At 55.3% G+C, this 23,201-nt stretch carries 23 protein-coding genes and 1 pseudogene; 16 read left to right on the forward strand and 8 right to left on the reverse strand.

What is annotated here, in order from left to right; genetic code table 11:
* Nucleotides 1-31: 31 nt before the first annotated feature.
* Nucleotides 32-355 (reverse strand): cupin domain-containing protein, encoded by a 324-nt coding sequence (locus BH714_RS21540; RefSeq protein ID WP_020883766.1) that lies wholly within the window; start codon nt 353-355, stop codon nt 32-34.
* Nucleotides 356-491: 136 nt separating this feature from the next.
* Here BH714_RS21540 and BH714_RS21545 point away from each other — a divergent pair, with 136 nt between their 5' ends.
* Nucleotides 492-1,184: an aspartate/glutamate racemase gene (locus BH714_RS21545; RefSeq protein WP_020883767.1), complete on the forward strand. Its 693-nt coding sequence runs from the start codon at nt 492-494 to the stop codon at nt 1,182-1,184.
* On the opposite strand, the gene BH714_RS21550 is transcribed toward BH714_RS21545, so the two are convergent.
* Nucleotides 1,179-2,102: a LysR family transcriptional regulator gene (locus BH714_RS21550; RefSeq protein WP_014171464.1), complete on the reverse strand. Its 924-nt coding sequence runs from the start codon at nt 2,100-2,102 to the stop codon at nt 1,179-1,181. The genes BH714_RS21545 and BH714_RS21550 overlap by 6 nt on opposite strands.
* 122 nt (nt 2,103-2,224) lie before the next feature.
* Between BH714_RS21550 and lysA the strand changes: the two genes are divergently transcribed.
* On the forward strand, nt 2,225-3,487 hold the full coding sequence (lysA, locus tag BH714_RS21555) for a diaminopimelate decarboxylase (RefSeq protein ID WP_040018884.1): 1,263 nt from the start codon (nt 2,225-2,227) through the stop codon (nt 3,485-3,487).
* Here lysA and BH714_RS21560 read toward each other — a convergent pair.
* Nucleotides 3,457-4,494 carry a LacI family DNA-binding transcriptional regulator gene (locus BH714_RS21560; RefSeq protein ID WP_032678896.1) on the reverse strand — a complete coding sequence of 346 codons (1,038 nt, stop codon included), beginning with the start codon at nt 4,492-4,494 and terminating at the stop codon, nt 3,457-3,459. The genes lysA and BH714_RS21560 overlap by 31 nt on opposite strands.
* Before the next feature lie 300 nt (nt 4,495-4,794).
* Here BH714_RS21560 and BH714_RS21565 point away from each other — a divergent pair, with 300 nt between their 5' ends.
* From BH714_RS21565 to BH714_RS21580, 4 genes are all read left to right on the forward strand, one after another.
* Nucleotides 4,795-6,120, forward strand: coding sequence for a PTS sugar transporter subunit IIC (locus BH714_RS21565; protein WP_020883770.1), 1,326 nt, complete (start codon nt 4,795-4,797; stop codon nt 6,118-6,120).
* 7 nt (nt 6,121-6,127) lie between these two features.
* The gene (locus tag BH714_RS21570) at nt 6,128-7,555 is read left to right on the forward strand and encodes a glycoside hydrolase family 1 protein (RefSeq protein WP_040019076.1); all 1,428 of its coding nucleotides are present in this window, start codon (nt 6,128-6,130) and stop codon (nt 7,553-7,555) included.
* A gap of 90 nt (nt 7,556-7,645) precedes the next feature.
* Nucleotides 7,646-8,419, forward strand: coding sequence for a GntR family transcriptional regulator (locus tag BH714_RS21575; RefSeq protein WP_014171459.1), 774 nt, complete (start codon nt 7,646-7,648; stop codon nt 8,417-8,419).
* Nucleotides 8,416-8,892, forward strand: coding sequence for a GNAT family N-acetyltransferase (locus BH714_RS21580; protein ID WP_014171458.1), 477 nt, complete (start codon nt 8,416-8,418; stop codon nt 8,890-8,892). The genes BH714_RS21575 and BH714_RS21580 overlap by 4 nt, the downstream gene beginning before the upstream one ends.
* Here BH714_RS21580 and galR read toward each other — a convergent pair.
* The gene (gene galR, locus BH714_RS21585; protein ID WP_020883772.1) at nt 8,853-9,869 is read right to left on the reverse strand and encodes an HTH-type transcriptional regulator GalR; all 1,017 of its coding nucleotides are present in this window, start codon (nt 9,867-9,869) and stop codon (nt 8,853-8,855) included. The two genes, BH714_RS21580 and galR, sit on opposite strands and share 40 nt — an antisense overlap.
* 424 nt (nt 9,870-10,293) lie before the next feature.
* Between galR and aas the strand changes: the two genes are divergently transcribed.
* Both aas and lplT read left to right on the forward strand, forming a co-directional pair.
* On the forward strand, nt 10,294-12,453 hold the full coding sequence (gene aas, locus BH714_RS21595) for a bifunctional acyl-ACP--phospholipid O-acyltransferase/long-chain-fatty-acid--ACP ligase (protein ID WP_020883773.1): 2,160 nt from the start codon (nt 10,294-10,296) through the stop codon (nt 12,451-12,453).
* Nucleotides 12,446-13,639: a lysophospholipid transporter LplT gene (lplT, locus tag BH714_RS21600; protein WP_025203340.1), complete on the forward strand. Its 1,194-nt coding sequence runs from the start codon at nt 12,446-12,448 to the stop codon at nt 13,637-13,639. Before aas ends, lplT begins: the two co-directional genes overlap by 8 nt.
* Before the next feature lie 78 nt (nt 13,640-13,717).
* Here lplT and BH714_RS21605 read toward each other — a convergent pair whose 3' ends face one another.
* From BH714_RS21605 to BH714_RS24380, 4 genes and pseudogenes are all read right to left on the reverse strand, one after another.
* Nucleotides 13,718-14,758 (reverse strand): NADP(H)-dependent aldo-keto reductase, encoded by a 1,041-nt coding sequence (locus BH714_RS21605; RefSeq protein ID WP_025203341.1) that lies wholly within the window; start codon nt 14,756-14,758, stop codon nt 13,718-13,720.
* A gap of 132 nt (nt 14,759-14,890) precedes the next feature.
* Entirely contained in the window at nt 14,891-15,109 is a 219-nt protein-coding gene (locus tag BH714_RS21610) for a YgdI/YgdR family lipoprotein (protein ID WP_020883776.1), read from the reverse strand.
* 128 nt (nt 15,110-15,237) lie between these two features.
* Nucleotides 15,238-15,930, reverse strand: coding sequence for a DNA mismatch repair endonuclease MutH (gene mutH, locus BH714_RS21615; protein ID WP_032678891.1), 693 nt, complete (start codon nt 15,928-15,930; stop codon nt 15,238-15,240).
* 154 nt (nt 15,931-16,084) lie between these two features.
* Nucleotides 16,085-16,150, reverse strand: a pseudogene (locus tag BH714_RS24380) (hypothetical protein); the annotation flags it as partial.
* 463 nt (nt 16,151-16,613) lie between these two features.
* On the opposite strand from BH714_RS24380, the gene rppH reads away from it, so the two are divergent.
* The 8 genes from rppH to BH714_RS21655 all read left to right on the forward strand — a co-directional run bounded on the left by rppH (nt 16,614) and on the right by BH714_RS21655 (nt 23,200).
* Nucleotides 16,614-17,144 carry an RNA pyrophosphohydrolase gene (rppH, locus tag BH714_RS21620; RefSeq protein ID WP_013098553.1) on the forward strand — a complete coding sequence of 177 codons (531 nt, stop codon included), beginning with the start codon at nt 16,614-16,616 and terminating at the stop codon, nt 17,142-17,144.
* A 12-nt stretch (nt 17,145-17,156) separates the two neighbouring features.
* On the forward strand, nt 17,157-19,403 hold the full coding sequence (gene ptsP, locus BH714_RS21625; protein WP_014171450.1) for a phosphoenolpyruvate--protein phosphotransferase: 2,247 nt from the start codon (nt 17,157-17,159) through the stop codon (nt 19,401-19,403).
* 213 nt (nt 19,404-19,616) lie between these two features.
* Complete coding sequence (lgt, locus tag BH714_RS21630) at nt 19,617-20,492, forward strand: prolipoprotein diacylglyceryl transferase (protein ID WP_014171449.1); 876 nt, start codon at nt 19,617-19,619, stop codon at nt 20,490-20,492.
* A gap of 6 nt (nt 20,493-20,498) precedes the next feature.
* The gene (gene thyA / locus BH714_RS21635) at nt 20,499-21,293 is read left to right on the forward strand and encodes a thymidylate synthase (protein WP_040018885.1); all 795 of its coding nucleotides are present in this window, start codon (nt 20,499-20,501) and stop codon (nt 21,291-21,293) included.
* 185 nt (nt 21,294-21,478) lie between these two features.
* On the forward strand, nt 21,479-21,943 hold the full coding sequence (locus tag BH714_RS21640) for a prepilin peptidase-dependent protein (RefSeq protein WP_032680368.1): 465 nt from the start codon (nt 21,479-21,481) through the stop codon (nt 21,941-21,943).
* The gene (locus tag BH714_RS21645; RefSeq protein WP_025203343.1) at nt 21,934-22,494 is read left to right on the forward strand and encodes a prepilin peptidase-dependent protein; all 561 of its coding nucleotides are present in this window, start codon (nt 21,934-21,936) and stop codon (nt 22,492-22,494) included. Before BH714_RS21640 ends, BH714_RS21645 begins: the two co-directional genes overlap by 10 nt.
* On the forward strand, nt 22,491-22,892 hold the full coding sequence (locus tag BH714_RS21650; protein ID WP_040018886.1) for a DUF2509 family protein: 402 nt from the start codon (nt 22,491-22,493) through the stop codon (nt 22,890-22,892). The genes BH714_RS21645 and BH714_RS21650 overlap by 4 nt, the downstream gene beginning before the upstream one ends.
* The gene (locus BH714_RS21655) at nt 22,877-23,200 is read left to right on the forward strand and encodes a prepilin-type N-terminal cleavage/methylation domain-containing protein (protein WP_014171443.1); all 324 of its coding nucleotides are present in this window, start codon (nt 22,877-22,879) and stop codon (nt 23,198-23,200) included. Before BH714_RS21650 ends, BH714_RS21655 begins: the two co-directional genes overlap by 16 nt.
* Nucleotide 23,201: the final 1 nt, after the last annotated feature.

Raw genomic sequence — 23,201 nt, forward strand, 5'->3', positions numbered from 1 at the left:
CGAGAAGGGCGCTGTCATCAGCGCCCTTTTTTTATTTCAAAAAATCCTCACGTACCGGCGTGAAGGTATCCAGCAGCGTGCCGGGTTTAAGACACACGCAGCCGTGCATCACATGTGGCTTTTTGTAGAGGGTATCCCCGGCCGTCACCACATGTTTTTCATCTCCAATCGTGAACTCAAACTCGCCGGACAGCACATACGTTAACTGTTCATGAGGATGGTTATGCAGTGGGCCTGTCGCGCCCTGTTCAAAATTCACCTCCACCGCCATCATTTTACCGCCATGGGCAAGAATACGGCGCGTCACGCCGTTCCCCAGATCGTCAAGCGTGGTCTCGTTGTGGAAAATAAACATATCGTCACCCCAGAATGTATTAAAACAATGTTTCATTTAATTTATATCACCATGGGTTAAAAAGAAACGACGTGATAAAGAACTGGAAACACGATCACAAGTTTGCTTCACTGGGACAAACACATAAGGAGGGATGATGAAAACGATCGGCCTGTTAGGGGGGATGAGCTGGGAATCGACAATCCCCTATTACCGCCTGATTAATGAAGGGGTGAAGCAACGTCTGGGGGGCCTGCATTCTGCCAGCCTGCTGCTGCACAGCGTAGATTTCCATGAAATCGAAGCCTGCCAGTCGAGCGGTGAATGGGATAAAGCCGGGGAAATACTGGCCGAGGCCGCGCTGGGGCTGGAGCGTGCGGGAGCAGAGGGGATTTTGCTCTGTACCAACACTATGCATAAAGTCGCGTCCCATATCGAAGCGCGCTGTTCGCTGCCCTTCCTGCACATTGCCGATGCAACCGGGCGGGCCATCACCGCATCCGGGTTACGTCGTGTGGCGCTGCTGGGAACGCGCTACACCATGGAGCAGGATTTTTACCGCGGTCGGTTGAGCAGCCAGTTTGGCATTGAAAGCCTGATCCCGGATGAGGCAGACCGGGCCCGCATCAACCAGATTATCTTTGATGAACTCTGCCTCGGCACCTTTAGCGAATCATCCCGGGCATATTACGTCAGCGTGATTGAAAAACTCGCGCAGCAGGGGGCGGAAGGAGTGATCTTCGGCTGTACGGAAATCGGTTTACTGGTGCCGGTAGAGCAAAGCCCGATTCCGGTCTTCGATACCGCCGCGATTCATGCCGCCGATGCCGTGGAGTTTATGCTGTCATAAACTTTGCCGATCGGATAAACGAAGCGCCACCTGACGGGCATGGGCTATCAGGTGCTCCGTAAACGCCTCCACCAGCGCTGAGACCGGGCGATGGAGGGGGCGGATCAGGCTCACGGTGAACGGGACTGACAGGCTAAACGGGCGGATGACAATATCGCGCCCGGCGTAATCCAGCGCCGTCAGTGGATTCACCACCGAAACGCCCACCCCGGCGCGCACCATGGCGCAAATGGAGGCCGCACTGTGGGTCTCGACCACCATCCTGCGCTTCACCTGATGCTCGGCAAACAGTGAATCCAGCAGCTGCCGGTAGCTGTCGGTTTGTGACAGGCTAATGTAGTTCTCACCGTGAAAATCCGCTGGCGTCAGAATCTGCTTGCGGGCAAGCGGGTGCCCGGCTGGCAGCACGCACACCTCATCTAAAGAGAGCAGTTCCGTGCGTTCCGTTCCCGCGGGCGTAGAGAGGGTTTCGGTCAGGCCTAAATCATGGCGCTGTGCGGAGAGCCACTCCTCGAGCAGCGGTGACTCCTGCGGGACAATCGTGAGATTCACCTCCGGATATCGGGCCAGAAAAGGCTGGAGCAGCGTCGGCAAAAAAGACTGTGAAAAGACGGGCAGGCAGACAATCGATAGCTCGCCCTGCCGAAACTCGCGCAGGCTTTCCGCCGCACTGACAATGCGATCCAGGCCGTACCATGAGCGCTGCACTTCCTCGAACAGGCGCAGCCCTTGTACCGTCGGGTGAAGCCTGCCGCGGGTGCGTTCGAACAGCTTCAGTCCCAGCACTTTCTCGAACCGCGCCAGCTCGCGGCTGACCGTTGGCTGCGAGGTATGGAGCATCTGCGCAGCCTCGGTGAGGTTGCCCGTGGTCATCACGGCGTGAAAAATCTCGATATGGCGTAAATTGACGGCGGGCATAGGTCACCTGAATATAGAGAACTGTCCATATCATTTTTGCATAGACTTGCGATAAAACGATATTTTTTATTCTCTTCCTGCTGTGGCGTAATCATAAAAAAATGTCACCCTGGAGAAAGACCATGCCACGCCCGCTTAACCAGACTGATACCGATTTGAATGCCGAAAACCTGCTACGCCTGCCTGCCGAGTTTGGCTGTCCGGTGTGGGTCTACGACGCGCAGATTGTTCGCGAGAAGATTGCTGCCCTGCATCAGTTTGACGTGGTGCGTTTTGCCCAGAAGGCGTGCTCCAATATCCACATTCTGCGTCTGATGAGTGAGCAGGGTGTGAAGGTCGACTCCGTCTCCCTGGGGGAGATTGAGCGCGCGCTGGCGGCCGGGTTTGATCCGAAAGCCGATCCTGACGCGATTGTATTTACCGCCGATGTGATCGACGACGCCACGCTTGCTCGCGTCCATGAGCTGCAGGTGCCGGTAAACGCCGGGTCCGTGGATATGCTGGAACAGCTTGGGCAAGTTTCTCCGGGCCACCGCGTCTGGCTGCGCGTGAACCCTGGCTTTGGTCACGGTCATAGCCAAAAAACCAATACCGGGGGCGAAAACAGCAAGCACGGTATCTGGTATGCCGATATGCCCGCTGCCCTGGACGTACTGCAGCGTTACAATCTGAAGCTGGTGGGGATTCATATGCACATCGGCTCCGGCGTGGATTACGCGCACCTTGAGCAGGTTTGTGGCGCAATGGTACGCCAGGTGATCGAGTTTGGTCAGGATCTGGAAGCGATCTCCGCCGGGGGCGGTCTTTCCATTCCATACCGTGAAGGGGAAGAGGCGATCGACACCGATCACTATTACGGCCTGTGGAGCGCCGCGCGTGACCAGGTAGCCGCGCATCTTGGTCATGCCGTGAAGCTGGAAATTGAGCCGGGTCGTTTCCTGGTGGCTGAATCCGGGGTGCTGGTGGCGCAGGTTCGCAGCGTGAAAGAGATGGGCTCGCGCCACTTTGTGCTGATTGACGCCGGCTTTAACGATCTGATGCGCCCGTCAATGTACGGCAGCTATCACCACATTTCGGCTCTGGCTGCCGATGGCCGCGATTTAACTCACGCGCCGCGTATCGAGACGGTTGTCGCGGGCCCGCTGTGTGAGTCTGGTGATGTCTTTACCCAGCAGGAAGGGGGGAAAGTGGAAACCCGCGCGCTGCCGGAAGTTAAACCAGGCGACTATCTGGTGCTGCACGATACCGGTGCGTACGGGGCGTCAATGTCCTCAAACTACAACAGCCGCCCGCTGCTGCCAGAAGTGTTGTTTGATAACGGCAAGGCGCGGCTGATCCGCCGCCGCCAGACCATTCAGGAGCTGCTGGCGCTGGAACTCGTCTGAGTGAAGTACGGCCCCGTCGTGACCGAGTCGCGTAATACCAGCGTACCGGTGAACGGCGGGATCGCGTCGACCGGTTGGTTTTTTGCCAGCCGGATCGCCTGATCGATAGCCGTAACGATCATATTGTCGATAGGCAGGTAAACCGACGAGAGCGCTGGCTCCAGCCATTTCGCGCATGGGGCATCGTCAAAGCCAAACAGGGAAATATCCTGTGGGATCCGCAGCCCCGCCTGGTGTAGCGCCTTGGACGCACCCAGCGCCATATCATCGTTACAGGCAAACAGAGCGCTAAACGCTATACCGTCGGCAATCAGCTCTTTGCAGAGCTCATATCCTCGCGTCATTCCCGCATCGCCATACTTAATCCGCCGCTCGTCCAGACGAATGCCGTGCTTTTCCAGCGCTTTACGGTAGCCCATCAGCCTCGCTTTCCCGGTTGGCGTGTGGATCGGGACGGTGATACAGGCGATCTCCCGGTGGCCCTGGTTGATCAGGTAATCCACGGCCTTAAAGGCGGCATCCTGCTGTTCGAAGAACACGCAGCGATCGGGCGCCTGGCTGACTTCACGGTTGATGACCACCAGCGGAGTTTGCACCGAATGGATCAGCTTCATGATCGCTTTTTCGCTCATGTAGCGGGTGTAAAGCACGATGGCATCGCATTTGCGATCGGCCAGCATTTGTACCGCCTGCTCTTCCTGCTCCGGGGCGTCGTGACCATCCGTGACGATCAGCTGCTTGCCGTGGGTTTCCGTCTGCCGGGAGGCCTGCTGAAGAAGACGACCAAAGTAAAAACCATCAAAGGTAGAGACCACCAGACCAATGCTGTTGCTGGTCTGGTTCGCCAGCGAACGCGCGAGAAAATTCGGGCGGTAACCCAGCTCTTCCATCGCATTAAACACCTGCTGACGCGTACTCTCTTTAACCTGACCTGTGCCGTTCAGCACGCGCGATACCGTGGCTTTCGACACGCCCGCGCGCAATGAGACATCCAGCATTGTTGCCATTAGACATTCCTGATTCCACGTAACGATCTGCAGTTTAACACAGACCATCCGGTGCATAAGCGATGCGGGAAGGGCAAAACTTCCAGCACGATCACGCTTTTAGGTAACGATCGGTCAGTTCGAAATACAGGGTTTTAAGTGGTATGCCAAAATCGATATAAACTGCATTTTGGAATACCTGTTACGTCGTTGAGAGCTTAATCACAGAACAAAACCCGACATGAAGCTATTTTTGGTATGCCAATAGTATCCGGCTGTACACCTTATCCAATAAAAGCCCTTTTACTGAGGTATTACCCTATGGCATTACAGGAAAAACTGATCGACGCTCTGGGCAGTTTTGCCACAAAATTCAACAGTTATCGCTATATCATGGCGATCAAGTCTGCCTTTATTACCTTAATGCCGGTCATCATCGTTGGGGCATTCTCTGTCTTGATCTCCAATATGGTACTGGATCCGAAAAATGGCCTGGCGAGCTTCCAGTCCCTCTCTTTTCTCGCCACGCTAAAACCCATCACCAGCGCGCTCAATTACGCCACCCTGAATTTCCTTAACATTGGCGCGGTGTTCTTAATCGGTATCGAACTGGGCCGCATCAACGGGATCAAATCCTTATTCCCTGGCCTGCTGGCGGTGATCTGCTTTATCTGCGTGACGCCGACAACCGTCGAGATGCTGGTGGATGGTGAAATGCACGTGGTGAAAGACGTGCTGCTGCGTCAGTTCTCTGATACCCGCAGCCTGTTCCTCGGCATGTTTATCGCGATTCTTTCGGTAGAAATTTACTGCTGGCTGGAAAACCGCAAGGGGCTGAAGATCAGGATGCCGGACACCGTACCGCCAAACGTGGCGGCATCGTTCTCCGCGCTGATCCCGGCGATCATCACCACTACCGCGATTGCCACATTGGGTTTCGTCTTCCATCAACTCACCGGCATGTATCTCTATGACGCGGTCTATCAGGTGGTGCAACAGCCGCTGGAGCGCGTGGTGCAAAGCCTGCCGGGCATTCTGCTGCTGATGTTTGTCGCACAGCTTTTCTGGGTGATTGGTATTCACGGCAACCAGATGATCAAGCCGATCCGCGAGCCGCTGCTGTTAGGCGCCATCACCGTTAATATGAGCGCCTTTGAGCAGGGCAAAGAGGTGCCGAATATCATCACCATGCCGTTCTGGGATGTGTATATGAGCATCGGCGGGTCGGGGCTGACCATCGGCCTGCTGATCGCGGTCATGATTGCCACCAAACGCAAAGAGATGAAAGAGATCGCCAAGCTTTCCATTGGTCCGGGGCTCTTTAACATCAACGAGCCGGTGATCTTCGGCATGCCAATCATGCTTAACCCGATCCTCGCCATTCCTTTCATTATCACGCCGCTGGTGACCGGCTCTATCGGTTACTTTGCCACCGTAACCGGCTTTGCTGGTAAAGCCGTGGTGATGGTGCCGTGGACCACGCCGCCGCTGATCAACGCCTGGCTCTCCACCGCCGGATCGATGGGGGCGGTCATCACTCAGCTTATCTGCATTGTGACTGCCGTCATTATCTACCTGCCGTTTGTGAAGATTGCTTCACGACGTGCCGAACAGGCCGCGCTGCAACAGGCGACCGACAATGCATGAGGATGTGATGACGACAAAACAGATAACCATTCCGCAGGATTTCATTCTGGGCGCGGCCGCGTCAGCCTGGCAAACCGAAGGCTGGAGCGGCAAAAAGGCGGGGCAGGATTCGTGGATCGATCTCTGGTACAAAAACGATCGCCACGTCTGGCACAACGGCTATGGCCCGGCGGTGGCGACCGACTTTATCAACCGCTTTCGCGAGGATGTGGCGCTGATGAAGCAGGCAGGGCTGACGCACTACCGAACCTCGATTAACTGGTCACGTTTTTTAACCGACTATGAAAAAGTGACGGTGGACGAGGAGTACGCCGCCTATTACGACGCGTTGTTCGATGAGATGCACCGTCAGGGTATTGAGCCGATGATCTGCCTTGAGCATTACGAGCTGCCGGGCGTGCTGCTTGACACTTACGGCGGCTGGGCTTCAAAGCAGGTTGTCGACCTGTTTGTCCGCTATGCGGAAAAAGTCTTTGAACGCTACCACGGTAAAGTCACCCGCTGGTTTACCTTCAATGAACCGATCGTGGTACAGACCCGCGTTTATCTCGATGCGCTGCGCTGGCCCTACGAGCAGAATACCGGTAAATGGATGCAGTGGAACCACCATAAGGTTCTGGCGACGGCAAAGGTTGTACAGCTGTTTCGCGCCAAAGGCTACCCTGGCTCGGTTGGCTGTATTCTCAACCCCGAAGTCACCTATCCTCGCTCGTGCGCGCCGCACGATGTTAACGCCGCAGAGAAGTACGATCTGTTCTATAACCGCGTATTTCTCGATCCGCTGGTGCACGGGCGCTACCCGCCAGAACTGTTTACGCTGCTGGAACAGCATCAGGTGGCGTGGGACTACACCGCAGAAGAGCTGGAACTGATTGCGCAGAACACCGTCGATGAGCTGGGGATAAACCTCTATTACCCGCATCGGGTGAAAGCGCCGTCTCGTGCCTGGCATCCGGAGACACCGTTCCACCCGGCGTACTACTACGAACCGTTCGAACTGCCAGGACGGCGAATGAATAAATCCCGCGGCTGGGAAATCTACCCCCGCATTATCTACGATATGGCGATGCGGATAAAAAATGACTACCGCAACATCGACTGGTTCGTGGCGGAGAGCGGGATGGGCGTGGAGAACGAAGCGCAGTTTCGCAACAGTGACGGGGTCATTGACGACGAGTACCGCATTGCGTTCATTCGCGAGCACCTCTATTACACGCTGCTGGCGCGGGAGGAGGGGGCAAACTGTCATGGCTATATGCTGTGGGCCTTCACGGACAACGTATCGCCGATGAACGCCTTCAAAAACCGCTACGGGCTGATTGAGATTGATCTCGATAACAATCGCGCCAGGCGGGCGAAAAGGTCGGCGAGCTGGTTCCGGCAGCTGCGCGATGCGCGCGTGCTCACGCTCCCGGTCGATGATGAATGGAAGTAAGCGAAAACCATGCTGGTTCTGGTAAAATAGCGCACAAACTGGCCGGGAGGACGCCCGGCCTGCGCATTAACTGAAAAAACAGGTGAAAACGTGGATAAGGCTGTCATCCTGCCGGAAAAAAAACAGTACCAGGAAATTGGCGAGGATTTACGGGCGCAAATTATCCAGGGGCACTATCCCGTAGGTTCCCGTCTGCCGCCCGAGCGAAATATTGCTGAGAAGTACGGCGTAAGTCGTACCATCGTGCGTGAGGCATTGCTGATGCTGGAGCTTCAGGGCACGGTGGATATCCGCCAGGGGTCTGGCGTTTATGTGATGCGCATTCCTGAAGAACACGAAAACGAAGAAGAACGTTTTCTGAACAGCGACGTCGGCCCCTTTGAGATCCTGCAGGCGCGCCAGCTCCTCGAAAGCAACATCGCCGCGTTTGCTGCCAAAATGGCGACACGCGCAGACATCGACAATCTGCGCCGTATTATTGAGCAGGAGCAGCGCGCCATTGCCGCCAACGATAACAGCCAGGACAACAATAAAATGTTTCACCTGGTGCTGGCGGGGGCAACGCAAAACCAGATGCTGCTGGCAACGGTAGAGAGTATCTGGCACCACATGGACAGCAGCCCGCTGTGGCAGCAATTCAATGGGCATATCGCCAGCCGTGCATACCGCCTGAAATGGCTGGGCGACAGACAAACCATCCTCGCGGCGCTTCGCCGTCGTGACGTGATGGGCGCCTGGCAGGCGATGTTCCAGCATCTGGAAAATGTGAAAAAGAGCTTACTTGAACTCTCCGATGAAGATGCGCCGGATTTTGACGGTTATCTTTTTGAATCTGTGCCCGTGTTTCAGGGGAAGCTGGTGTGACTATTCTGCCTCTCTATGCCGCGCCTCAGTATGCGGAACAGGTAACTGACTGGATCTGGCAGGCGTTCGGTGACGGGCTTACGCGGGCGTTTTTCCAGAGCATCGTTGAACATAGCCAGACGCCGGGCGCGTTACCGTTGACCTTTATTGCTCTGGAGGGCGAACAGCTTCTGGGTACGGTCGGGATCTGGCGCTGCGATTTAATCACCCGACAGGATCTTTGTCCGTGGCTGGCTGCGCTGTACGTTGATGAAGCGGCGCGTGGTAACGGACTGGCGGGAAAACTGCAGCAGCATGTTATCGCCTATGCCGCACAGGCCGGGTATCACGAACTGCATCTGTGGTCTGCCTGCCGCGACTTCTACGAACGTTACGGCTGGCAGTACATTGGCGATGCGCTCGAATACCCGAACAAAACGGTACATCTGTATCGCTATTCCTCTCCCGCTTCTGCTGGCGAACCTACGGAGTGACGGCGGACTAAGGTGGGGCTGAACAGGTGGGTGATATCCGGTGGCTGGCGTTGTTCGGCCAGCGCCAGTGCCAGCTCCGCAGCCTGCGTTGCCATTGTGATAATCGGGTAACGTACGGTGGTCAGGCGCGGACGCACGTAGCGGGACACCAGCACATCATCAAAGCCAATGAGTGAAATTTCTCCCGGCACCTCGATTCCATTGTCATTTAACACCCCCATTGCCCCGGCGGCCATCGAGTCGTTATAGCTGGCAACCGCCGTGAAATTCCGTCCACGCCCCAGCAGCTCTGTCATTGCCTGTTCGCCGCCACTCTCATCCGGCTCGCCGTAGGCCACCAGCCGGTCATTACACGGCAAACCGTTTTCGCGCAGGGCATCGTAGTAGCCCTGCAGGCGATCTTCGGCATCGGAAATCGGGTGATTGGAGCAGAGATAACCAATGCGGGTATGGCCCTGCTGAATCAAATGGCGGGTAGCAAGCCAGGCGCCGTAGCGGTCGTCGAGTGCCACGCAGCGTTTCTCAAAACCGGGAATAATTCGGTTGATGATCACCATGCCGGGGATCTGCTTCATCAGATGAATGAGTTCAGCATCGGGGATCATTTTGGCGTGAACAACCAGCGCAGCGCAGCGGTGGCGCATCAGCTGTTCGATAGCCTGGCGTTCTTTTTGTTCGTTGTGATAGCCATTGCCGATCAGCAGAAAATTGCCGGTCTGATAAGAAACCTGTTCAACCGCTTTTACCATGGCGCCAAAAAACGGGTCAGACACATCGCCCACCACCAGTCCGATGGTTTCAGTAGACTGTTGGGCAAGGGCGCGGGCGTTGGCATTCGGATGATAATTCAATGATTCCATGGCGTTTTGCACCGCCTGGCGTGATGCGTCACTGGCTTTAGGGGAGTCATTAATCACGCGCGAGACGGTCGCCACGGAAACACCAGCCAGACGGGCCACATCCTTTATTGTCGCCATTACATACCTTCTTAGTGGGGGTAAGCGTTTACACACGAAATAGTGTTGCGGAAAAGCGCCGTGCATTCAAGGGGCGCGGGGGTTCGCCCTCCACAAACGTGACGCAGCACAACCCTGACCGTGTAATCGTTACACGGCCAGTCATGTCTGAATAATGTCAATCTGAACCTTTAGTTACACTTTGCCTCAGGCTGTTGCGATTGTCCGATGGCGAGGATGAGGGGGAGATTGATAGAGTCGAGATCCCAGAGGTATTGATTGGTGAGAATTCTTAGTACGGTTTCGTACTCTTCTCTTGCACCAACCTGCGCGGATGCGCAGGTTTTTTTTCGCCTCAACTTTGCAGTCGCTCCCGTATCACTTCTCGTGTAATCTGCCACCATTTACTATCAACCCTTCACACTGGCTGGCAAAGGGAGTTGAGATGCTTTTTGGGTTCTTCCGTACACTCTTCCGTATTCTCTTTCGCATTCGCGTCACTGGCGATGCTCAGGCGCTTCGCGGCGAACGCGTTCTTATCACACCAAACCATGTTTCCTTTATCGACGGCATTCTGCTGGCACTATTTCTGCCCGTGCGTCCGGTGTTTGCGGTTTATACCTCCATCAGCCAGCAGTGGTACATGCGCTGGCTCACGCCGCTGATTGATTTTGTGCCGCTCGACCCGACCAAACCGATGATGATTAAACATCTGGTGCGTCTGGTGGAGCAGGGGCGTCCGGTGGTTATTTTCCCGGAAGGTCGCATCTCGGTGACCGGTTCACTGATGAAAATCTACGACGGCGCCGGGTTTGTCGCGGCGAAGTCAAAAGCGACCGTGGTGCCACTGCGTATTGAAGGGGCGGAGCGCTCCTATTTCAGCCGTCTGAAAGGGCTGGTAAAGCAGCGCGTGTTCCCAAAAATTACGTTGCATATCCTGCCGCCAACGTCGTTACCGATGCCTGACGCGCCCCGTGCACGCGATCGCCGTAAAATTGCCGGAGAGATGCTGCACCAGATTATGATGGAAGCGCGTATGGCGGTTCGCCCGCGCGAGACGCTGTATGAATCCCTGCTGTCGGCACAGCACCGCTACGGCGCGAAGAAAAACTGCATCGAAGATATCAACTTTACCCCGGATACCTATCGCAAGCTGCTGACCAAAACATTGTTCGTGGGCCGTATTCTTGAGAAGTACAGCCAGCAGGGCGAAAAGATTGGCCTGATGCTGCCCAACGCAGGCATCAGTGCGGCGGTGATTTTTGGTGCCGTTTCCCGTGGCCGTATTCCGGCGATGATGAACTACACGGCGGGCGTGAAAGGGCTGACCAGTGCCATCACGGCAGCGCAAATCAAAACCGTCTTTACCTCCCGCCAGTTCCTCGACAAAGGCAAACTGTGGCATCTTCCTGAACAGCTTACCCAGGTACGCTGGGTCTTCCTGGAAGATCTTAAAGCGGACGTGACGACAGGCGACAAACTGTGGATTTTTGCTCATCTGCTGATGCCGCGTCTGGCCCAGGTGAAACAGCAGCCGGAAGACGACGCGATTATCCTCTTCACCTCTGGCTCTGAAGGCAACCCGAAAGGCGTCGTCCACAGTCACAAGAGTATTCTGGCGAACGTTGAGCAGATCAAAAGCATTGCCGACTTTACCGCGAAAGACCGGTTTATGTCAGCGCTGCCGCTGTTCCACTCTTTTGGTCTGACGGTGGGGCTTTTCACGCCGCTGCTGACCGGTGCCGAAGTCTTCCTTTATCCAAGCCCGTTGCATTACCGCATTGTGCCGGAGCTGGTGTATGACCGTAACTGTACCGTGTTGTTTGGAACCTCAACCTTCCTCGGGAACTACGCGCGTTTCGCCAATCCGTATGACTTCTTCCGCGTGCGCTACGTGGTTGCTGGCGCGGAAAAACTGCAGGAGAGCACGCGACAGATCTGGCAGGACAAATTTGGTCTGCGCATCCTCGAGGGGTATGGCGTGACAGAGTGTGCGCCGGTGGTTTCTATCAACGTGCCAATGGCGGCGAAGCCGGGGACAGTAGGCCGAATTCTGCCTGGGCTGGATGCTCGTCTGCTGGCGGTGCCTGGTATTGAAGACGGCGGCCGGCTGCAGCTGAAAGGGCCAAACGTGATGAACGGCTATCTGCGCGTGGAAAACCCCGGCGTGCTGGAAGCACCGACCGCAGAAAACGTTAATGGCGAGATTGAAACGGGCTGGTACGACACCGGCGATATTGTACGTTTCGATGAGCAAGGCTTTGTGCAGATCCAGGGGCGTGCAAAACGCTTTGCCAAGATTGCGGGTGAAATGGTCTCGCTTGAGATGGTTGAACAGCTGGCATCGGGCGTCTCCGCCGACAAGATGCATGCCACGGTTGTGAAGAGTGATGCAAGTAAAGGCGAGGCGCTGGTGCTGTTCACCACCGACAGCGAGCTTAAGCGCGACCAGTTACTCAGCTATGCCCGCGAGCACGGCATTCCGGAGCTGGCGGTACCTCGTGATATTCGCTACCTGAAACAGCTTCCGGTGCTCGGCAGCGGTAAGCCCGACTTCGTGACCCTCAAGGGCATGGTTGAACAGGCGGAACAACATAATGCGTGAGTCAGTACACACTAACACCTCTCTGCGCTCAAAAGGCATGATGGCGGTGATTGCCGCCCAGTTCCTTTCCGCCTTTGGCGATAACGCGCTGCTGTTTGCCACGCTGGCACTGCTCAAGGCTGAGTTTTACCCCGACTGGAGTCAGCCGGTTCTGCAGATGGTGTTTGTGGGCGCTTACATTATCTTTGCACCGTTTGTCGGACAGGTTGCGGACAGCTTCCCGAAAGGCCGGGTAATGATGTTTGCCAACGGCCTGAAACTGCTGGGAGCCGCCAGCATTTGTTTTGGTTTCAATCCGTTTATTGGCTATACGCTGGTCGGCATTGGCGCCGCAGCCTACTCCCCGGCGAAGTATGGCATTCTCGGGGAGCTGACCACCGGTGATAAGCTGGTGAAAGCCAATGGGCTGATGGAGTCCTCCACCATTGCGGCAATCCTGCTTGGCTCCGTCGCAGGCGGTGTCCTCGCTGACTGGCACGTGCTGGCGGCCCTCGGCGTGTGTGCCGTGGTGTACGGTGGCGCGGTAGTCGCTAACCTGTTTATTCCGAAACTGCCGGTGGCGCGTCCGGGGCAATCCTGGCGCTTTAAGCCGATGACCGGCAGCTTCTTCAATGCCTGCCGCGTACTGTGGCGTAACGGTGAAACGCGATTCTCTCTGATGGGCACCAGCATGTTCTGGGGCGCTGGCGTTACGCTGCGCTTCCTGCTGGTGCTGTGGGTGCCGGTGGCGCTGGGGATCACGGACAACGCGACGCCAACCTACCTTAATGCGATGGTGGCGATCGGGATTGTGGTGGGCGCGGGGGCAGCGGCAAAACTGGTGACGCTCGACACCGTTGCTCGCTGCATGCCGGCAGGGATACTGATTGGCGTTGCGGTGCTTTTTTTCGCGCTGCAACACGCGTTATTGCCAGCCTACGTACTGCTGATCCTGATTGGTATTCTGGGAGGCTTCTTCGTGGTGCCACTGAATGCGCTATTACAGGAGCGTGGCAAGCAGACGGTCGGGGCGGGCAATGCTATTGCGGTGCAAAACCTCGGTGAAAACCTGGCGATGCTGCTGATGCTGGGCCTGTATTCGCTGGCGGTTAAAGCCGGTGCGCCTGTGGTAGGGATTGGCGTCGGGTTCGGTGGATTGTTCGCGCTGGCGATTGCCGGCTTGTGGGTCTGGCAGCGCCGCCGCTGATTCGGGTCGTCTTCAGCGCCTTTTCACAAGCGGGTGCAAACATTAAAAACGGCAACAGAGGTTGCCGTTTTGCTTTTTTTACGGTGCCGGATAGGTATAAACCTGATGCACCGCGTCAATCTCCGCCAGCACGTCCTCGCTCAGGTCCAGATGGAAACTCTCAATGTTGGTTTTCAACTGTTCCATCGTCGTTGCGCCCAGCAGGGTGCTGGCCACAAACGGCTGACGGCGTACGAAGGCCAATGCCATCTGGGCAGGATCGAGCCCGTGACGCTTCGCAATATCAACGTAGGCCGCGACGGCTTTCTGCGTCTGCTCGCCGCTATAGCGGGTAAAGCGGCTGAAGAGCGTATTACGCGCGCCGGCTGGCTTCGCACCGTTCAGGTATTTACCCGTCAGCGTACCAAAGCCCAGGCAGGAATAGGCGAGCAGCTCAACCTCTTCATATTGCGTCACTTCGGCCAGACCCACTTCGTAACTGCGGTTGAGCAGGCTGTAGGGGTTCTGGATAGTGACAATGCGCGGCAGATCGTGTTTATCAGCCAGGTGCAGGTAGCGCATAACGCCAAAAGCCGTTTCGTTAGACACGCCGATGTAGCGGATTTTGCCCGCTCGCTGGCATTCGGTCAGCGCTTCCAGCGTTTCAAGCAGCGTAACGGCGGGAGCGCTTTCGTTCCAGCTGTAGCCGAGCTTACCAAAGCAGTTGGTTGGACGCTGCGGCCAGTGTACCTGGTAGAGATCAAGATAATCGGTTTGCAGGCGCTTCAGGCTGGCATCCAGCGCGGCACGGATATTCTTGCGATCGAGGATCTGGTTTGGGCGGATCCCGGCATCGCTGTTACGCGCAGGACCGCTGACTTTCGAGGCGATAACCAGTTTTTCGCGGTTGCCGCGTTTTGCCAGCCAGTTGCCGACGTAGGTTTCGGTAAGCCCCTGCGTTTCCGGGCGTGGAGGAACAGGGTACATCTCTGCGACATCAATCAGGTTAATGCCCTGGCTGACGGCATAATCGAGTTGTGCATGGGCATCGGCTTCGCTGTTTTGTTCACCAAATGTCATCGTGCCCAACCCCAGTTGGCTTATCTCCAGAGAGCTGTGGGGGATACGGTGATAATGCATAGCCGGCTTCCTTCAATAGACATGTAGACCGCGTCAGGAACCTCCCGACAAAGGAATATAAACATGGCAGAGGGGAAGCAAAAGGGGAAGAAAAAAATCAAAAAGGCCAGCAAGGTACTGACCTCTCTCTGTTTATCGCTCGATAATTTGCGAGACTTCGTCGCGATTGATCTGCATTTTATTCCCGGACTGATCGCGGTAGCTGACCAGACCGGTGTCATCATCGACTTCCGGCTTGCCGTCTGTCAGGATCATCCGGCCATCTTTTGTCGCCATCACGTAATCGCTGCTACAGCCCGATACTGCAAACGCTAATCCGACTGCTGAAATTAACACTGCCCATTTTTTCATCGTTATCGTCCTCACCTGGCTCGTATCAAATCATAGTGTAGTAATAACCCGATATTTCGACAGGAGGAAGCGGTAAAATCTTAAAAACCAGGTGATTATGTTTGAGAGCTCTCAAAATAAGTAAAAAACTACGTTTTGAGTAAGAAATGGCGAGCAAGGAGCGCTCCGGTAAAGTTCTTTTTGAGATAAAAACCGCGTGGCAATGTCAGTATCGGCTCGCCCCGGGCACCGATTGCTTCCGTGAGCGCTTTACTGTTCGCCGCCTTTGGCCGCAGCTGTAACACCTCTCCGTGTCGGGCGGTGATGCGCTCAACCTGACCGAGGACAATCATATCCATCAGCTCTTCCCAGTCCAGACGCAGCTGATGCTCTTCATCTTCATCCGGACTCCACAACAGCGGTGCGCCAACGCGGCGTTCAGCCAGCGGGATCTGACGTTCTCCTTCTACGGGGACCCAAAGCACGCGCTTCAGTTTATGGCGAACGTGACTGGTTTCCCACGTCACACCAGTATTCCCGGTTAACGGTGCAACGCAGACAAATGTCGTTTCCAGGGGCTTCCCAAGGCTATCGATGGGAATGGTTTTTAACTCTACGCCCAGGGCGGCGAAATCCTGCTCCGGTTTACTCCCTGCGCTTGCACCCAGCCACAGCTCCAGCAGCATGCCGATCCAGCCTTTATCCCGCTTCAGATCCTGAGGGATCGGCAGGCCAGCCATTGCCGCCAGCTCGCCAAGCGAAAAGCCAGCCAGACGCTGCGCCTGCTGTAGCAACTGGGTTTCGCTGGACGGCGGTGAAAGCAAGGGTAAAAGCGAATGCATGAAGGTAACCTTTTGATTAAAAAATACACTAAGAAATTGTCCCCTGTGGATAGAGTTTAACTTTTTCTGTACGAATATGCCATGTGCATGATTTATAGGTTTTTTTAGCACGCTAAAAATGGATGGCGAGGGACAAAAATTCGGTTGTTCAATTCTGGTCACTGACAATGAACAGGATCTTACACCATGTTATCCACAGAAAAGTGGGATAACTGGGCATAACCCTGACTACTGTTTCAATTTACAGCCTTGACGTGCGACGAAAATCCAATTTTCAAACAAATTGTGCCTAACTTATTGGCACAATCTGTGGATAAAACCGACGCTGTTCGATCTTTCATCAGCACAACGATCCCTGATGTGATGATCGTCACGATTAAGCGGTGTGGGTTGGTTTTATGGTGATTAACTTTATGAAAATAATGATTTTATTTTCTTTCGGTAATGGAGAGGGATTGACGGCGGCTGAGGTTGTTCATCGGTAATCAGACACTTCTTCACAACTATATCCACAGAAAAGGTGAATAAAATTCCCCTCTGAGCCGCTCATCTGTTTATAACTCTGCCTGTATTTGTGAGTTATTCAAATGTTATTAGGTTGCAGCCCTGTAAGAGAGTGGTTTACCGCCTCCCTGTAGTGTGAAACAATCATTCATATATAAGGTTTAGTTTGGGGTAGTCCGGTGATTGATGACGATGGCTACCGCCCGAACGTAGGAATAGTAATTTGTAATCGTCAGGGCCAGGTGATGTGGGCCCGTCGATATGGTCAGCACTCCTGGCAGTTCCCGCAAGGCGGGATCAACCCGGGAGAGTCCCCAGAACAAGCGATGTACCGGGAGCTGTTTGAAGAGGTTGGTTTAAGCCGAAAAGATGTTCGCATCCTGGCTTCGACCCGCAACTGGTTGCGTTACAAGTTACCGAAACGTTTGGTGCGTTGGGACACAAAGCCGGTTTGTATCGGCCAGAAACAAAAATGGTTTCTACTGCAGTTGGTGGGCAACGATTCAGATATCAATATGCAAACCAGCAGTACGCCGGAGTTTGATGGCTGGCGTTGGGTGAGCTATTGGTATCCTGTTCGTCAGGTCGTGTCATTTAAACGCGATGTTTACCGTAGGGTGATGAAAGAGTTCGCAAGTGTTGTCATGCAGCTTCAGGAGATCCCGCCTAAGCCGCAGAGCGCACCTGCCTGGCGACGTAAAAGAGGTTAAGCTACGCAAATCATGCTCACCCGCTTGCGAGAAATAGTCGAGAAGGTGGCCAGTGCGCCGCGTCTGAATGAGGCGCTGAACATTCTGGTTACCGACATCTGTCTTGCGATGGAGACCGAAGTCTGTTCGGTGTATCTGGCCGACCACGATCGGCGTTGCTATTACCTGATGGCGACCCGTGGTTTGAAAAAGCCACGTGGACGCACCGTAACGCTCGCGTTTGATGAAGGTATCGTTGGTCTGGTTGGGCGACTCGCCGAACCTATCAACCTTGCCGACGCGCAAAAACACCCCAGCTTTAAATATATCCCCTCCGTAAAAGAAGATCGTTTCCGCGCCTTCCTGGGCGTGCCGATTATTCAGCGCCGTCAGCTGCTTGGTGTGCTGGTGGTACAGCAACGTGAGTTGCGTCAGTACGATGAAAGCGAAGAGTCTTTCCTCGTCACGCTGGCCACGCAGATGGCCGCGATCCTCTCCCAGTCCCAGTTGACGGCACTGTTTGGTCAGTATCGTCATACGCGTATTCGCGCGCTTCCGGCGTCGCCGGGCGTCGCTATCGCCGAAGGCTGGATGGACGCCACTCTGCCGTTGATGGAGCAGGTGTACGAAGCCTCAACGCTTGATGAAGCGCTTGAGCGTGAGCGTCTCACCGCCGCGCTGGAAGAGGCGTCGAATGAGTTTCGTCGTTACAGCAAGCGCTTTGCCGCTGGGGCGCAAAAAGAGACGGCGGCCATTTTTGACCTTTACTCGCACCTTCTCTCCGATGCACGTCTGCGCCGCGAGCTTTTTGACGAAGTCGACAAAGGTGCGGTTGCGGAGTGGGCGGTTAAAAAGGTCATCGAAAAATTTGCCGAACAGTTTGCGGCACTGACCGACGGTTACCTGAAAGAGCGGGCCGGTGATTTACGCGCCCTGGGGCAGCGTTTACTGTTCCATCTTGATGACACTATTCAGGGCGCGAATGCCTGGCCAAAACGTTTTGTGCTCGTTGCCGATGAACTCTCCGCGACAACGCTGGCTGAACTGCCTCATGACCGCCTGGCGGGCGTGGTGGTACGCGATGGCGCGGCGAACTCGCACGCGGCCATTATGGTGCGCGCGCTGGGAATTCCCACCGTTATGGGGGCGGATATCCAGCCATCGGTGCTGCACCGACGCACCCTGGTGGTCGACGGTTATCGCGGTGAGCTGTTGGTTGATCCTGAGCCGGTTCTGCTTCAGGAATACCAGCGCCTTATCAGCGAAGAGAATGAATTAAGCAAGCTGGCAGAGGATGACGTTAATCTGCCCGCACAGCTCAAAAGCGGCGAGCGAATCAAAGTCATGCTCAACGCAGGTTTAAGCCCCGAGCATGAAGAGAAGCTCGGCAGCCGCATCGACGGTATCGGCTTATACCGCACCGAAATCCCGTTCATGCTGCAAAGTGGCTTTCCCTCTGAAGAGGAGCAGGTCGCGCAGTATCAGGGCATGCTGCAGATGTTTAACGACAAACCGGTCACCCTGCGCACCCTTGATGTCGGGGCAGATAAACAGCTGCCGTACATGCCGATTAGTGAAGAAAACCCGTGCCTGGGCTGGCGTGGGATACGCATTACGCTCGATCAGCCTGAGATCTTCCTGATCCAGGTGCGTGCCATGCTGCGCGCGAATGCGGCGACGGGTAACCTCAGCATTTTACTGCCGATGGTCACCAGCATTGATGAGATTGACGAGGCGCGGCGTCTGATTGAGCGTGCCGGTCGTGAAGTCGAAGAGATGATTGGCTATGCGATCCCTAAACCACGAATTGGGGTGATGCTTGAAGTGCCGTCAATGGTCTTTATGCTGCCGCAGCTGGCTAACCGTGTCGACTTTATCTCGGTCGGTACCAATGACCTGACGCAGTATATTCTGGCCGTCGACCGTAACAACACGCGTGTTGCCAGCATTTATGACAGCCTGCACCCTGCGATGATCCGGGCGTTAGCGATGATCGCGCGAGAAGCAGAGCAGCATGATATTGATTTGCGCCTGTGCGGTGAAATGGCCGGGGATTCGATGTGCGTTGCAATCCTGATTGGGCTGGGGTACCGCCACCTCTCCATGAACGGCCGTGCGGTTGCCCGCGTGAAGTACCTGCTGCGGCATATCGATATTGAGGATGCCCGCGAGCTGGCTGAACGCAGTCTTGAAGCGCAGCTGGCCGCTGAAGTGCGTCATCAGGTGGCTGCTTTCATGGAACGACGCGGTATGGGCGGCCTGATTCGCGGCGGTCGCTAATACGTACTTTTCCCCTCACTCCGTCCTCGTCCTTTGTGACAGGGCGGAGGTGAGGATATAACACACTCCTCTATACACATCTTTTACATCTCTGGCGCATCCTCCGCGTCCGCCTTATGCTATGATTCGCAACTTTGGAGCCTCTGCTAACAGCAGAATCGCATTTCTACCGCTGTCCACTTTCAGCGGAATAACAACATCTTGTGGTGACAGATGAACAGTGGTTATCTGCATTTTCCGGAATTTGATCCGGTCATTTTCTCAATAGGACCTGTTTCGCTTCACTGGTACGGTCTGATGTACCTGGTCGGCTTCATTTTTGCCATGTGGCTTGCTGGCCGTCGCGCCAGTCGTCCCGGCAGTGGCTGGACCAAAAACGAAGTCGAGAACCTGCTGTATGCAGGCTTCCTTGGCGTGTTCCTGGGCGGCCGTATTGGGTATGTTCTGTTCTATAACCTCCCGGTATTCCTGAACGATCCACTCTACCTGTTCCGCGTCTGGGATGGCGGCATGTCCTTCCACGGCGGGCTGATTGGTGTGATCCTGGTGATGGTGATTTTTGCCAAACGCACCAAGCGCAACTTCTTCCAGGTGTCAGATTTTATCGCGCCACTGATCCCGTTTGGTCTGGGAGCAGGACGTCTGGGCAACTTTATCAATGGTGAGCTCTGGGGGCGTGTCGACCCGAGTGTCTCCTTTACCATGCTGTTCCCGGGCTCGCGTGCAGAGGACATGGCGCTGCTGCCGTCTCATCCTGAGTGGCAATCCCTGTTCGATACTTACGGTGTTCTGCCGCGCCATATGTCTCAGCTTTACGAGCTGGCGCTGGAAGGCGTGGTGCTGTTTATCATCCTGAATCTGTTTATCCGTAAACCGCGTCCGATGGGTTCTGTCTCCGGTCTGTTCCTGATTGGCTACGGTGCATTCCGTATCATCGTCGAGTTCTTCCGCCAGCCGGATGCACAGTTCACCGGCGAATGGGTACAGTACATCAGCATGGGGCAGATCCTCTCCATTCCGATGATTGTCGCGGGTGTCATTATGATGATTTGGGCGTATCGTCGTCGTCCACAGCAACAACTTTCCTGAGGAACCATGAAACAGTATCTTGAACTGATGAAAAAAGTGCTCGATGAGGGCACGCCGAAAAATGACCGTACCGGTACCGGCACGCTCTCCATTTTTGGCCACCAGATGCGCTTCAATCTGCAGGAAGGTTTTCCGCTGGTGACGACAAAGCGCTGCCACCTGCGCTCGATCATTCATGAACTGCTCTGGTTCCTGCAAGGCGATACCAACGTTGCGTATCTGCATGATAACAACGTCTCTATCTGGGACGAATGGGCAGATGAAAACGGCAACCTGGGCCCGGTGTACGGTAAGCAGTGGCGCGCATGGCCTACGCCGGATGGCCGCCATATTGACCAGATCACCACCGTGATGAACCAGCTGAAAAACGATCCGGACTCGCGCCGTATTATCGTTTCTGCCTGGAACGTCGGCGAGCTGGATAAAATGGCACTGGCACCGTGCCATGCGTTCTTCCAGTTCTATGTGGCAGACGGCAAGCTCTCCTGCCAGCTCTATCAGCGCTCCTGCGACGTGTTCCTCGGCCTGCCGTTCAACATTGCCAGCTATGCGCTGTTAGTGCATATGATGGCGCAGCAGTGCGATCTGGACGTGGGCGATTTCGTCTGGACCGGTGGGGATACCCATCTCTACAGCAACCATATGGAACAGACGCATCTCCAGTTGACCCGCGAACCGCGCGCCTTGCCTAAGCTGATTATCAAACGCAAACCGGAATCCATTTTTGATTACCGCTTTGACGATTTTGAGATTGAGGGTTATGACCCTCATCCAGGCATCAAAGCGCCCGTCGCTATCTGAGGCCGTCAATCGTGACATAACCGGTGCTGTTTAGCGCCGGTTTTTTTTTCGCCTTCTTCCCGCTTTCCGACGCGTTATCCAGAACGTATGCAACGCACTGCAACCGCTTAACTTTCCTTGATAAGGGCTCGTAAAACGGTCATCCGTAGCTCGTCAATTCCAGGCCATTTCGCCACACTCCCGGCATGAAAAAAGAGAACGGTTTTACGCTTATCGAAACCCTGGTGGCTATCTCGCTGGTGGTCATTCTCAGCGCCTCCGGGCTATATGGCTGGGACAACTGGCAACGGCAGCAACGGCTCTGGCAAACCGCCGGGCAGGTGCGTGATTACCTGGTCTTTCTGCGTAATGACGCAAACCGGCACAACCGTGACCACCAGGTCACACTGCGACGCGACAGGGGCGTCACCTGTCTGATGAGCGCATTCGTGCAGGGCTGTGATAAGGGCAGTCCGTTTGTATTTATTCCCCTGTGGCCGGAGGTCACGGTAAGTGAAATAACGCCGTTATTTGGCTTCTATGGACTCAGGGATACGGCATGGGCAGGGCGAATACGCCTGCAAAGTCGTGCAGGAGAATGGCTCGTCATTGTCTCGAATGGAGGGCGAATCAGGATGTGCAATGTCACAGGAGAAGGTTCATGTCCCTAAACCAGCAGGGTTTCTCACTGATGGAAGTTCTGATTGCCACGGCGATCAGCAGTCTGTTACTGATAAGCGCCTCGCGCTTTTTACCGGGCTTGCAGCGGGCTGTTTTACAGCAGTCCGGTCAGCGGGAGCTTGAGGAGGAGGTGTGGCAACGCCTTTTTTCCCTCGGCAAACAGCTTCAGCGTGCGGGGTATTGCGCCGGAAACTGTGCGGGGCAGGGACTGACGATCGGCAGGCAAGGTCGCTGTGTCATTGTACGGTGGGATGCAAACAGTAACGGTAACTGGGATAGCTCGTCTTCGGAAAACGACAGCACAGGTTTTCGTCTGGAATCAGGTGCACTGGAGACCCTGCATGGGGCGACCTCGTGTGAGGGTAAGGGATGGGAGAAACTCACTGACCCCAACAGGCTTCTCATCCAGCACTTTGTGGTGAGTCAAGTTGAGCATGCGGGGTTTGCCCCCCAGTTGAATATTGAAATGACCGCCCTTCGTCAGGGTGAGCAGGGGGCCCCCTGTCAGGCTTTTTATGGCGTCACGGGGTACAACCTGTGAACCGGCAGCGCGGGATGTCCTCGCTGGCGCTGGTATTACTTTTACTGGTGTTGGGCACGCTGATCCTCTCCGGCCTCAATCAGCAGCTGACCACGTTTAGCGCACTGGTGGGCGGTGAGAGCCGCTCGGTTCAACAGCAGGCATCCGTGCAGTCAGCGCTTGAATGGGGACGCGTTCAGAGCTGGTTATCTGAGCCTGAGATCCAGTGCAAAAAGGTATCGGCGTGGCGAGTTTGCCTGCGGCTACTGAATGAAGCGCGTGTGCTGCTTATCGCCGGGAGTGATGGCCTGCTGCTATGGCGCAGAGGCGAAATCATCGACGGCAAGATCCATTTCTCGCCACACGGCTGGAGTGATTTTTGTCCGCTTAAGGAGAGTGCGTTATGCCAGCTGCCGTGAGCAGAGAAAAAGGCTTTAGCATGGTTGAGGTACTACTGGCGATGATGCTGCTGGTGATGATTGTCACGGCACTGTCGGGTTATCAGCGGGCACTGGCGACGCGGTTCTCCATGTTTAATCAGTATCGTCAGCTCTGGCACCATGCCTGGAATCAGTCTCAGCTTTCAACAATTGCTCTCCCGGCAGGCTGGCAGGTCAGTCGGGGGCAGACAACACTCTCTGGATGTGTCAGCATCACGGTTACACTTATTTCTCCTCTGGGGCGGCGCGGCGAGATGACGCGTCTGCATTGCCCGGTTAGCCAGTAGT

Source organism: Enterobacter ludwigii (assembly GCF_001750725.1).
Taxonomy (GTDB): Bacteria; Pseudomonadota; Gammaproteobacteria; order Enterobacterales; family Enterobacteriaceae; genus Enterobacter; species Enterobacter ludwigii.

Bases quoted from the DNA above. Each gene is read 5' to 3' on its own strand.
- BH714_RS21540 (WP_020883766.1), bottom strand. From the start codon at position 355: ATGTTTATTTTCCACAACGAGACCACGCTTGACGATCTGGGGAACGGC.
- BH714_RS21545 (WP_020883767.1), top strand. From the start codon at position 492: ATGAAAACGATCGGCCTGTTAGGGGGGATGAGCTGGGAATCGACAATC.
- BH714_RS21550 (WP_014171464.1), bottom strand. From the start codon at position 2,102: ATGCCCGCCGTCAATTTACGCCATATCGAGATTTTTCACGCCGTGATG.
- lysA (WP_040018884.1), top strand. From the start codon at position 2,225: ATGCCACGCCCGCTTAACCAGACTGATACCGATTTGAATGCCGAAAAC.
- BH714_RS21560 (WP_032678896.1), bottom strand. From the start codon at position 4,494: ATGGCAACAATGCTGGATGTCTCATTGCGCGCGGGCGTGTCGAAAGCC.
- BH714_RS21565 (WP_020883770.1), top strand. From the start codon at position 4,795: ATGGCATTACAGGAAAAACTGATCGACGCTCTGGGCAGTTTTGCCACA.
- BH714_RS21570 (WP_040019076.1), top strand. From the start codon at position 6,128: ATGACGACAAAACAGATAACCATTCCGCAGGATTTCATTCTGGGCGCG.
- galR (WP_020883772.1), bottom strand. From the start codon at position 9,869: ATGGCGACAATAAAGGATGTGGCCCGTCTGGCTGGTGTTTCCGTGGCG.
- aas (WP_020883773.1), top strand. From the start codon at position 10,294: ATGCTTTTTGGGTTCTTCCGTACACTCTTCCGTATTCTCTTTCGCATT.
- lplT (WP_025203340.1), top strand. From the start codon at position 12,446: ATGCGTGAGTCAGTACACACTAACACCTCTCTGCGCTCAAAAGGCATG.
- BH714_RS21605 (WP_025203341.1), bottom strand. From the start codon at position 14,758: ATGCATTATCACCGTATCCCCCACAGCTCTCTGGAGATAAGCCAACTG.
- BH714_RS21610 (WP_020883776.1), bottom strand. From the start codon at position 15,109: ATGAAAAAATGGGCAGTGTTAATTTCAGCAGTCGGATTAGCGTTTGCA.
- mutH (WP_032678891.1), bottom strand. From the start codon at position 15,930: ATGCATTCGCTTTTACCCTTGCTTTCACCGCCGTCCAGCGAAACCCAG.
- ptsP (WP_014171450.1), top strand. From the start codon at position 17,157: ATGCTCACCCGCTTGCGAGAAATAGTCGAGAAGGTGGCCAGTGCGCCG.
- lgt (WP_014171449.1), top strand. From the start codon at position 19,617: ATGAACAGTGGTTATCTGCATTTTCCGGAATTTGATCCGGTCATTTTC.
- thyA (WP_040018885.1), top strand. From the start codon at position 20,499: ATGAAACAGTATCTTGAACTGATGAAAAAAGTGCTCGATGAGGGCACG.
- BH714_RS21640 (WP_032680368.1), top strand. From the start codon at position 21,479: ATGAAAAAAGAGAACGGTTTTACGCTTATCGAAACCCTGGTGGCTATC.
- BH714_RS21645 (WP_025203343.1), top strand. From the start codon at position 21,934: ATGTCCCTAAACCAGCAGGGTTTCTCACTGATGGAAGTTCTGATTGCC.
- BH714_RS21655 (WP_014171443.1), top strand. From the start codon at position 22,877: ATGCCAGCTGCCGTGAGCAGAGAAAAAGGCTTTAGCATGGTTGAGGTA.